This is a genomic window from Frankia sp. AiPa1, assembly GCF_023243075.1.
In the GTDB taxonomy this organism is placed as follows: domain Bacteria; phylum Actinomycetota; class Actinomycetes; order Frankiales; family Frankiaceae; genus Frankia.
The window spans coordinates 1-10,289 of the sequence record NZ_JALKFZ020000046.1 but is presented as its reverse complement, the minus strand read 5'-3'; the positions used below and the strand labels follow the sequence as shown (position 1 = coordinate 10,289).

Here is a 10,289-nt window from a genome sequence, read left to right as displayed (position 1 = left end):
AACGGCAGATCACCCAACGCGTCGGCGAGCCGGTCGGCCTCGCTGTCCGTCAACGTGTCATCCCGGCGCCGCAACAAGGCCTTGCTCTCCGCACGCGCGAAGACAGCGACCTCCAAAGACCGCGCCACCCCGGTCCACCGCGAGTCCCGCGAGGTGACCAGGATGTGCCCCCTGACCCCCACGTTCGGGAAGAAATCCACGATCCCGCCCGGGTCCTCCGCATTGTCGAACACCAACAGCCACCGCTGATGCGGCCTGCCGGTACGCAGCGCCTCCCGGACCACCGGCAACGCGGCGTTCGCCTCCCGGCCGGCATCCAGACGCAGGGCCCGCGCGAGATCGGTCAGCCCCTGCACGATCTGCGCGGTGTGCTCCGCCGGTATCCACCAGACCAGCTCGTACTCGCCGCCATACCGGTAGACGTACTCGACGGCGAGCTGGGACTTCCCCACTCCCCCCATGCCATGCAGAGCCTCCGGCAGAACAGCGGTCGTACCGCCACCGAGACGCTGATGCAGATCCCGCAACAGATCACCACGACCCGTGAAATGCGGATTACGCTGCGGAAGAGCACCACCCAACACCACTGGCCACGCCGACAGCACACCCCGCACCGCCCCGGTCGCCGCCCCGGTCACCGCCGTGGCGGCCGTCGTCACCCGGTCCGCATCCCCCCCGCGATCTACGTCGCGATCTACATCGCGTTCCCGCGACGATCCGACTGCGTGCACGGGAGAAATCGCAGGATCGGAATCAGCTCGAGGCGCTGGCGGACGCCCATCCTTGGCTTCACTACTCACCGTCATACCTCGAACACTAGACGTAGTGTTTGCTGACACTGATTCCGGCGCCTCGGGGACGCCCCCCACCAGAAACGCGCCGAGCCGACGGGAGCGGCGGATGTACCGCCCCGCGACGCTGGCGAGCACGGTCTGCTCGACGACCAGGAAAGGACGGTTGCTGTCGGTGACCACCGGCAGGCCGACGTCCTCCGGCCGTTCGCTGGCGAGCACGAGATCGAACTCGCGCAACGCATCCACCTCATCGACGATCACGCTCGCCGCCGCGCGCAGCACCTGCAGCGCCGCCGTACGCTCGCCGTGGGCCAGCAGCTCCTCGCGCACCCCCGCCGCGAACTCCCACGCGATCCGCGCCGCGGACCCGGGCCGGTCGTCGCCGTGAGATCGCTGGGCAGGCAGCAGGATGCCGCTGCCGAGAACCTCGCTGAGATGCCGACGGCCAGCGGCAGGCACCAGCTCGATCACCAGTCGCAGCACCGACCAGGTGAGCGGGGCCGCCGCCAGAGCGACCGCCAGTTCGAAAGCCACCGGTGAGGCCTGCCTGCGCAGCCGATCGACCTGTTGGCGGGGGGTGTCCGGCCCGTCGGCGGGCCCGGCCGACCCGGCCCAATCGGAGGACACGGACCCTTTGGCCGGCCGGACCAGCACCGCCAGCAGCTCCGTCGGCTGGGGCGGTTGCGCGCTCACCATCTCGGCCCAGGGGGCCAGCCATTCGGGGGCAAGTTCGAGCACTGGGACCGGCAGGGCCCTGGCGAGTTCACGCTCCGACATTCCGGTCAGCTCACGGTCCCAGGAGCGGGTGAAATCCCAGCGGGGCGCCGTGCCCGCGACGCCGTCCCGGGCAGGCACCATCCGAATCCGTCGCGGGTTCAGCCCGCCCCATCGCCACACCCGTTGCGGCAGCAGGTTGACCAGGGCCACCGGACCGCGCCTCGCCCAGTGATGCAACGCCGGCGAGAGGACGTTCAGGCGCCATGCCGGAGCCAGCGTGTCCGTGACGATCCAGACGATCCGGCGACCGGATCCCGCCGTGTCCGCCGCCGGCGTTGTTCCCGGCCCAGCCCGGCTCGCGCGCAGCCTCACCTGCTCGGGCCGCTCGGCCGACGTGTCGAGGTAGCTCACCCGGACATCACGGAAGCGCCCCTGTTCCAGCAGCCGGGTCAGGGCTGGGACGAGGTCAAGCCACAAGGTCATGGTGGGGCTGTCGTCCACGACGAGGTGAAGCTCGTAGGCGGGCTCCATCCGCGGCCGTCGCGCGGGGATGCCGAGTTCGTCCGCGCTGAGCCGCTCGGCCGTGGCCGTCTCGTCCAGCTCCCACCGATCGACAGCGGGCTCCGGGCGGTAAAAACCGTGCAACGCACGGTGCAGGAACAGGGGATCGGCCACCATCGACTCCGCCCGCGGGCCGGCCGCGTACCGGCGAGCCAAGGAGGCGCCGCCCGGCCGGCGCACCGCACCAGCCGGCGCATCGTCCGACTCCGACTCCGACTCCGGCTCCGGGTCCGGCTCGATGAGCATCGAGGTGAGACCGATGGTGGACCGGATCGGAGGGTTTGGCCGGACGGTGGGCGTCCGGCCGGTGTCCGGGACGCCGGACGCCGACGCGCCGGACGCCGAGGCCGGATCGATCGGTGGCACGCGGGAGGGCAGTCCGCCCGGTGCGGCCTCGCTCTGCGCGGAGCCGGGCCGCGCCACGCGGGAGGATGCGCCCGCGACCGCCCGGTCGTGACGCTGTGCCGGTGCACGAGGCTCGCGCGAGCCGAGGGCGGCCGCGACGTCCGCGGACGGCAGGTCCACCGCGCTCCACAGCCACAGCGTTTCGGCGAGCATGCGGGCAGGGCTACCGCCGCGCGCCAGCTCGCCGTACCAGGGAGAACCAGACCGGTCGACCTCGCTCACCACGAACCCAGCGTCGGCGACAACTCGTGCCAGATGGCCTCGAGAAGATCAAGCCAGTCCGCCTCGTCACCGTCGAACGCTCCCGCCCTGGCCAGGTGGGCGGCATTGAGCAACTGGTCAGCGGCCAGCCCTCCGCCGACCAGTTCGCGACGCCGCTCGAACTTCTCGATGAGCTGGGCCCTGGCCTGCGAGTCCGCCGGAAAGTGCGCGGCGATCAACCCGGCCAGCCGCCTGGTGTCGGGCGCGGGCAGGTCGAGCAGTGTGCAGCGCCGCCGGAATGCCGGGGAGAACTCCCGCTCGCGATTACTGGTCATCACGATGATCGGAAACGCGTGGCAGCGGACCAACCCGCCGGTGACCAGCGCGGTCCGTTGTCGGTCGGCGGTGTGCACCTCGACCTCGGGTGTCGCCGCACCCAGCCGGGACAGCTCCGCAAGCAGGAACTCCCCGTCCTCGAAGACGTTGAGCAGGTCGTTCGCAAACGCGAAGTCACTCTTGTCGAGCTCGTCAACCAACAGGACGCGCGGCAGGCGTTGGGGAAGAAGCGCCGTACCGAGCGCACCGAGGCGGATGTACTCACCGATGGACGACGCGGCCGGAGCGCGCCTCGCCCCGCTCGCCTCGTCCGCGCGCACACGGGTCAGGCGGTACGAAGGCACGCCCCTGGCCTGTACCACCGCCTGCGCCCGTCCGATGGCGTCGTATTCATACAGCCCGTCGCGGACCGTTGTACGGCTGGTGATCGGCCACCGCAGCACCCTGCCCAGGCCGAGCTCGCTGGCGATCAGGTACGCCAGGGCGGACTTCCCCACCCCGGGCGGCCCGGTGACCAGCACCGGACGCCGAAGGTGGATGGCAGCGTTCACCAACGAGATGTGCACCGGGTCAAGCAGCCGGGACGGGACCCGGCCAAGCCTGCGCTGGGTCTCCCGCGGGTCCGCCGGCGGCGGCGCAAGCAGCGGGGCTCCGTCAAAGTCCCGCCACGGCGGCGGCGCGGGCCAACGACGGTCCCGTTCCGCCTGGTCCAGCGGCCGGCCGGTGCCCTGGAACAGCCACCAGGCAGGCCTCTGCTCCTCGACGTCGTCCTCGGTGCTCACGGACCGTTCCCCTCCGGGACGTCGAGACGGAGCGGATCATCCCACAGCAGCGCGATCTGCCTGCCGAGATGACGGTGCCGCGCGTGCGTGGGCACCTGCTGCGAGTCCAGTCGCAGGCGGTGCGCCGCACGGGGGAGCTCTGCCACGCGGTGTTCGCGCAGACAGTCCCGCAGCCTCTCATCCGTTTCCGCCGCCGCATGGTTGTCGGCTCGCCGCCAGATGAAGCCCGCCATACCGGCGGACAGCCCGACGAGCAACTCATCCATTCCTCGGTTGCCGAGCCTGGGCGGCTCGCTGAGGACAAGCGTCATCAGCTGCTCGTTGGCCTGCAGCTCCGCTTTCAACTGACGTCCGTCAAAATCAGCCATGGCATTACACCAGTACGTCACCACGGCGGCAGGATGCCCCGTGGGCTGCCACCGCGCACGCCACACCCGATGCCACTCGCGTTCTTCCTCGCGCTCGAGACTACGCAAGGTCACGGAATAGTCAAGGGCGAGCGGCTGGTCCGGCCCATACCGTTGCTCCTTCTGCCACCACTCGACGTGCAGATCCAGCAGATCGAAAGGCAGGACGAACTCGAGCGCGAGCTCATCATGGGTATGTGACAGCGTGCGCTCCGCCTGCCTCACCACGGAACTCACCGCACCCTCGAGCTCCGCACGGCCTAACCGCTCGTGCGGGTCTCCGCCCTCGAGAACCTCCCGCGGGGGGTATCGCTCCAGATACCAGGAAAGATCGTAGCGGCCGGGACTCGGACCGGAGCCCCTGACTCGCATGACGAGATGCGCCATGAGCCGGTCGGAAGACTCGTCAGCTCGGCGTGCACGCAGCGCCTCGAGATCGACCAGGCAGCCGTGTTCCGTCGCCACCCGCCGGACCCAGGCCTCCACCAACGGCTCGACGTCGCGATCGAGCTGGTTTCCGTGCAGAAGCCGATCCAGAAACACCAGGTAGGGCGGCAGGAGTCCCGGAAGCGCACTCCAGTTGACCAGATGAACGAACACCTTCCAGGCGGTGTCGCAATACCACGGCGGCGTCGTCCTACGGTCCCCGACGGCATACCGGAACTCGCGCTGGACGTCGGTCGCCTGCTTTTTGGCAAACGAGGCACGCAGCTCCGCCCAGACGTCCACGACCCTGGTCTGGCGGACCTGTGTCTCCCGGTCACGCCCGGCCCACTCGGCTGGGCCGGAATCCCGCCAGGGAATGACGGCGGTGGCTGCCGTGTCGACGGTATACCAGGAGTCGATCAGGTGTGCCAGATCACCCGAGAGACCAGACCGGCCCAGCAGGTCACGCACACTCTCCCCCAGCACGCTCAGGCCTCGCCGCAGGCGGATGCACTCCTCGACCAGGCCGAACAGCCACAGCCGTCGCAACGAGCTCTCCGGCACCCCGAGCGGCTCCCCGGCATACTGCGCGGCTCGCGCCGCGAGCCGGCTCCTGGCGGACTCCTCCTGGAAACCAGGAGCCTTGTCCAGAAGATCTACGATCTGTTCCTCCAGCTTCAGCCGGAGCTCCCTACGCTGCTCCGACCATTCCGTCAGATCCGGCACGAATCCCCCGAACGAGCCGCCCCGGAACAGGTCAGTAGACCACCCCGGGTCTGTCTGTCATCAGACTACTTACCTTGCTGGCACGCCGTATGGCAGCCGAAGCAGCCCGACGGATGTTTTCTCGCCCAGCGCGGGTGGCGCCTGGGCACCGGCATGCCGGCGTATCCGCGCTCGGCTCCGGGTGAACGCGGGACCCGCTGCCGCCCGGAGCACCATTCAGCCAGCAGCCATCCAGGGATTCGCCGGGTACTCCGCGGCGGCTTCCCGAAGAATGCGCGCCCGCCCGTCCGGGAACGCTCCGATGATGACCAGCCAGTTGACCTCCGTCCAGAAGGCCTCGCTGTTACGCCCGACCCAGGGGTGACGATAACGGGGCAGCCCGGCGCGGGACAACAACTGGCTCGCGGCGGTCGGATCGCTGTAAACTGCGGCAAGCGCACTGAGTTCTGCCGCGGTCAGGCCCATCAGCTCTGCTGCCGAAGGCGCGGGGGCATCAGTCACCTGCCGCGCTCGGCCAAGGCGGTCCACCAGATCCACCACCGCGCGGTAGACCCTCCCCCGTCCCTCCAGCTGCCCGATGGTCAAGGTCATGGCGGCCAGACCGTTGTGGGTCATGGCGCATTCCGCGACGAAGGCGAGCAGCCATTGCCGGCGCAGCGGTATCTCCGGAATCTGGAGAGGCAGCCCCAGGCGTCTCCCGGTCCGCGCCACGAGCAGGTGCCGGCTCACGGATTGTTCGAGTAGCGGCTCCGCGGCGAGGACCTCCACAATCGCCTCGACTATCCCGTCAATCTCGGCGGCGCTGTCCGACCCCGTTGCCGCTTCCCCGTCCGCGCCAGGCATACTGATCATTCTGCCACCATCGCGCGGTGCGCCGGTCCGGATTCATCACGTACGACGGTCTCGGACGACAGGAACAGGTTCGCGGGCCCTGGCGCCCGACACGCCGATGTTCGCCGGACGCCACCATGGTGTAACGACGACGGCGGAGAGTTTCCGGGGACCGGACCTCACGAACGCCGGCCAGGCAGCTGCGGGAGGTGCGCCGGATGGGGAAGGAACGCCGTCCTGACCTGCGCCGCCTGCTCCACCGGCAGGCCTGGGTCCGCGGCCGGATCGCGCACGGCGCCTGATCGCGTCACCTGACACATCGAACCGGTCCCGCCGCGTCCGGCCAGCAGCCGCACCAGACCGGACGAAACGGGACGGACCGGCTCCGTGCAGCCGATACCGCGCGCGGCCACAGCACACATCAGACTGCCAGCTCCCCGCCCTCGTTCCGGCGGCGCACATTCCTACACCTGCGAGGCTTCCACATGCCAGATGGGCCAGACACGATCACCGCCTCCGGCGGACTGCCCGCCGACTGCACCTTCGATCCGGACGACTGGACGATTCTCGCTCGGCACTGGTTCCCGGTCGCTCTGTCCCGGGAGGTCCAGGCCCAGCCGGTCGCGATGTCCCTGCTCGACGAACGGCTCGTGGTCTACCGGGCCGGTGAGCAGGTGGTCGTCGCCCGCGATCTGTGCCCCCACCGGGGAGTGCCGCTGAGCCTGGGGATCGGCGACGGGACAACGCTGGCCTGCGCCTACCACGGGCTGCGGTTCGGGGCCGAGGGCGCCTGCGTGGCGATACCCGCGCATCCCAAGGCCAAGATCCCGACCCGGATGGCTCTGCGAACCTATCCAGCGCAGGAACGCTACGGACTGATCTGGACCTGCCTGCGCCCCGCCGCCGACGTGTCCAGTCAGACCGTGCCAGGCATCCCCCGGATGCCGCACTGGGACGACCCGGGCTTCCAGCAGGTGACCTGCCCCGGCTTTGACCTCGCCGCGTTCGCCGGCCGCCAGGTCGAAGGATTCCTCGACGTCGCGCACTTCGCCTTCGTACACACCGACACCTTTGCCGACCCGGGCGACACCGAGGTCCCCGAGTACACGGCGACCCCCACCGAGCACGGCTTCACCGCCGACTACTGGAGCTCGGTCGCCAACTACCCGCGCGGCAGCAACCTGTGCGCGCCGTCCGGTTTTCGCTGGCTGCGCCGCTTCGACGCCCATCTGCCGTTCACCGCCACCCTCGTCGTGCACTTCCCGGACGGCGGCCGACTGTCCATCATGAACGCCGCATCCCCGGTCTCCGCCCGCCAGACAAGGATGTTCGCCCCGATCGCGAAGAACTTCGCCACCGATCAGCCCGAGCGGGAGATCTACGACTTCAACCTGCGGATCTTCGCCGAGGACCGGGCGATCGTCGAGGCCCAGCGCCCGGAGAACCTCCCACTCGACCCGCGCATCGAGGTCAATATCGCGGCCGATCGCAGCTCCGTCGCCTACCGGCGTGGCCTGCGCGCACTGGGCCTGTCCCACTTCTTCACCGCGTGATGTCCGAACCAACGAAGGGCGCTGCACCCATGACGACCTCCCGTCCCGCCGAGCGCACCGCACCGGCCGCTGCCCACCCGGTCCCGGTCGCCGGGCTCGACATAGCGCTACCTGTCTGGGTCGATGACGAGGTCCGCGCCGCCGGCAGCGTCCTGCCAGGCGTCGAGGACCGGATGCGCCTCGCCCTGCGGCTCGCCGCCCGCAACCACGTCGAAGGCAGCGGCGGCCCGTTCGCGGCCGTGGTCGCCAATCCGGACACCGGGCAGATCCACGCGGCCGGGGTGAACCTCGTCCTGGCCACCGGGCTGTCCACGATGCACGCCGAGGTCGTCGCGCTCTGTTTCGCCCAGGCCCGACTTGGCTCCTGGGACCTCAGCACCCTGGGCGGCCCCGTCGAGCTCGTCGTCAACTGGCGGCCCTGCGTCATGTGCTATGGCGCCGTCATGTGGTCCGGCATCCAGATGCTCACGATCGCCGGGGACGGCGACGAGATCGAGAAGCTCACGGGTTTCGACGAGGGCCCGATGCGCGACGACTGGGCCGAGCAGTTCGAACGCCGCGGCATCACCGTGCGCACCGACCTGCTGCGGGACGAGGCCCTGGCCGTCTTCACCGAGTACGGCAGCCGCGACGACGTGATCGTCTACAACGCCCGACGCGGCACCCCGAAGCCCTCCTGACCAGACGCCCACCCACCCACCCACCCACCCACCCCCCGCTCCGCCGCACCCCCCGCCCAACCCATGATCGTCACCCCGCGCAACGCCCCACCGAGCAAGATCCGCCCAAACAGGTCGCCGTGGGGGGCAAATAGGACACAAACACCCCCACAGCGACCTGTCTAGATCTTGACCCGGTCCGGCTTCGAGAATTCCGTTGCGGAACGTGACTTCGGCCGCCCTGGTGGCGGGTGTCGGCTCCGGATTGGCCAGCGGGGTCACGGAAGCGGCGCGAGAACCTGCCGGGCGGATCAGCAGATGCGCGGGGCGGCGGATGGCCCGGGGCAGCGGATCAGCGGGGCGGCGGGGAGAGCAGCGCACGGACGAGGTACTTCTGCGCGAACGCCCGTCTGTCGGCCGGGGACTGAGTGGACCAAGGAGCGCCCATCATGATGCCTCCGGCAGCGATCAGCCACCGGACAGTCTCCCTCAGGTCGAGATCAGCCCGCAGCTGCCCGTTCTTCTGCCACCGCGCCACCAGTGGTCCGACGCGACGGTAGACGGCGTCGACGATCGGATCGGCCGTCAGGGGCAGCGGCTCCGCCGTCGACCGGCCGCCCGCGGCGAACAGCACCTCGGTCAGCGCATCGGCGTGCATCAGGCTGGCGCCACGCAATATCATCTCGGCGAGTGAGGAGCCGGCGTCGTCCGGGTCCGGCAACGAGCTCAGGGTTCGATCCATCGCAGCGTCGACCCGGTCGAGCAGCACGGCCAGGATCAGCTCGTCGCGGCTACGAAAGTACCGGTAGACGGTGGAGCGGGAGACGCCCGCCTCAACCGCGACCTCCTCGACCCGGATGCGACTCGAACCACGCCGCACCACGCACCGGACGGTTGCGGCCACCAGGCGGCGGCGAGCCTCCTCGTCGTCGAGCAGAGCACTCTCACTGCCCCACCAGCCCTGTGCACGCCGCGGGGCGGCGTCCTCCCGCGAAGTCCCGGCCCGCGCGGTGTCGGCTGGCGCGGTGTCGGCTGGCGCATGGTCGGCCCGTGGGGTCCCGGCCCGCGGGCCGTCACCTCGCGCGGAGTCGGCCCGCGTGGTGACGGCGCGCGGAATGTCGGCCGCGTGGTGTCGTTTCATCGTCGGAAGGGCGCCGACGGGTCAGGTCCGGGTGTAGCGGATGCGGATGCGGTCGTACGCCGGGTGAACGTCGCCGGCAGGACCTTCGGCTCCCGCGCATCCACCAGCACCCAGGCCGGGATCCGGCGCAACAGCTCCTCGAACATCACTCGATCCATCACCTTCGCCCGCGGGCCAGCGGCGACGATGGTCATCAGGCGAGTACCTCCTCCGCCTCGCGCCGCGCGCCGCGCGCCAAGGCTCGTACCCCACGACACCCCGGCGACCAGTACCGCGCTGACCAGTTCCGGCGCCCCGAGGCGGCATCCGTTCACATCAGTCGCCCTCGAGCCGGTCACCCTCAGACCATCCCACGCCGCGAGACGCCCGCCGCCGTCGCTCGGGGCACGCATCATCCGCAATGGCTGGACTGTCTCATGGCGACACATTATGACATGGTTGTCTCGCTTGGCTCAAGGTCGATCGCCGCGGCTGCGATCGCTCGCCGGACGCGCGGAAGGTGGCATCTCATGGTCAGCACGCGAGCGGCCCTGCTGTTCGGTCCGGGCCAGGACTTCAAGATCGAAACTCTCGAGATCGACGAGCCGCGGACCGGCGAGGTCCTGATCGACGTCCGGGCCTGCGGCCTGTGTCATTCCGACGAACACGCCCGCACGGGTGGGGTGCCGGGCTCGCCCTAACCCCTGGTCTGCGGGCCAGTGGGCGGGGGGGAGGGGGTCCACGTGGGGGCGGTCCTCAACATGGTCCACC

General features: G+C 70.0%; 9 protein-coding genes. 3 read left to right on the top strand and 6 right to left on the bottom strand.

All coding sequences use genetic code 11. The features are described from left to right. From MXD95_RS28430 to MXD95_RS06475, 4 genes are all read right to left on the bottom strand, one after another. On the bottom strand, window positions 1-2,699 hold a 2,699-nt coding region (locus tag MXD95_RS28430; protein ID WP_250639630.1), incomplete at its 3' end, for an SAV_2336 N-terminal domain-related protein. Then, a complete protein-coding gene (locus MXD95_RS06485) occupies window positions 2,696-3,796 on the bottom strand; it encodes an AAA family ATPase (RefSeq protein WP_250639629.1) in 1,101 nt (366 codons plus the stop codon). The genes MXD95_RS06485 and MXD95_RS28430, both read right to left, overlap by 4 nt. Further along, the gene (locus tag MXD95_RS06480; protein ID WP_250639628.1) at window positions 3,793-5,355 is read right to left on the bottom strand and encodes a VMAP-C domain-containing protein; all 1,563 of its coding nucleotides are present in this window, start codon (window positions 5,353-5,355) and stop codon (window positions 3,793-3,795) included. The genes MXD95_RS06485 and MXD95_RS06480 overlap by 4 nt, the downstream gene beginning before the upstream one ends. 216 nt (window positions 5,356-5,571) lie before the next feature. After that, entirely contained in the window at window positions 5,572-6,207 is a 636-nt protein-coding gene (locus tag MXD95_RS06475; RefSeq protein WP_250639627.1) for an effector-associated domain EAD1-containing protein, read from the bottom strand. A 464-nt stretch (window positions 6,208-6,671) separates the two neighbouring features. Between MXD95_RS06475 and MXD95_RS06470 the strand changes: the two genes are divergently transcribed. Further along, the gene (locus MXD95_RS06470) at window positions 6,672-7,739 is read left to right on the top strand and encodes a Rieske 2Fe-2S domain-containing protein (protein WP_250639626.1); all 1,068 of its coding nucleotides are present in this window, start codon (window positions 6,672-6,674) and stop codon (window positions 7,737-7,739) included. Window positions 7,740-7,768: 29 nt separating this feature from the next. Further along, window positions 7,769-8,419, top strand: coding sequence for a nucleoside deaminase (locus tag MXD95_RS06465; protein ID WP_250639625.1), 651 nt, complete (start codon window positions 7,769-7,771; stop codon window positions 8,417-8,419). A gap of 331 nt (window positions 8,420-8,750) precedes the next feature. Here the strand turns inward: MXD95_RS06465 and MXD95_RS06460 are convergent, their stop codons facing one another. Both MXD95_RS06460 and MXD95_RS06455 read right to left on the bottom strand, forming a co-directional pair. Continuing rightward, window positions 8,751-9,539 (bottom strand): TetR/AcrR family transcriptional regulator, encoded by a 789-nt coding sequence (locus MXD95_RS06460; RefSeq protein ID WP_250639624.1) that lies wholly within the window; start codon window positions 9,537-9,539, stop codon window positions 8,751-8,753. Continuing rightward, window positions 9,536-9,733, bottom strand: coding sequence for a hypothetical protein (locus MXD95_RS06455; RefSeq protein WP_250639623.1), 198 nt, complete (start codon window positions 9,731-9,733; stop codon window positions 9,536-9,538). The genes MXD95_RS06460 and MXD95_RS06455 overlap by 4 nt, the downstream gene beginning before the upstream one ends. A gap of 315 nt (window positions 9,734-10,048) precedes the next feature. On the opposite strand from MXD95_RS06455, the gene MXD95_RS06450 reads away from it, so the two are divergent. Continuing rightward, on the top strand, window positions 10,049-10,219 hold the full coding sequence (locus MXD95_RS06450; protein WP_250639622.1) for an alcohol dehydrogenase catalytic domain-containing protein: 171 nt from the start codon (window positions 10,049-10,051) through the stop codon (window positions 10,217-10,219). Window positions 10,220-10,289 lie beyond the last annotated feature (70 nt).

Bases quoted from the DNA above. Each gene is read 5' to 3' on its own strand.
- MXD95_RS06455 (WP_250639623.1), bottom strand. From the start codon at position 9,733: ATGACCATCGTCGCCGCTGGCCCGCGGGCGAAGGTGATGGATCGAGTG.
- MXD95_RS06450 (WP_250639622.1), top strand. From the start codon at position 10,049: ATGGTCAGCACGCGAGCGGCCCTGCTGTTCGGTCCGGGCCAGGACTTC.
- MXD95_RS06470 (WP_250639626.1), top strand. From the start codon at position 6,672: ATGCCAGATGGGCCAGACACGATCACCGCCTCCGGCGGACTGCCCGCC.
- MXD95_RS06465 (WP_250639625.1), top strand. From the start codon at position 7,769: ATGACGACCTCCCGTCCCGCCGAGCGCACCGCACCGGCCGCTGCCCAC.
- MXD95_RS06475 (WP_250639627.1), bottom strand. From the start codon at position 6,207: ATGATCAGTATGCCTGGCGCGGACGGGGAAGCGGCAACGGGGTCGGAC.
- MXD95_RS06460 (WP_250639624.1), bottom strand. From the start codon at position 9,539: ATGAAACGACACCACGCGGCCGACATTCCGCGCGCCGTCACCACGCGG.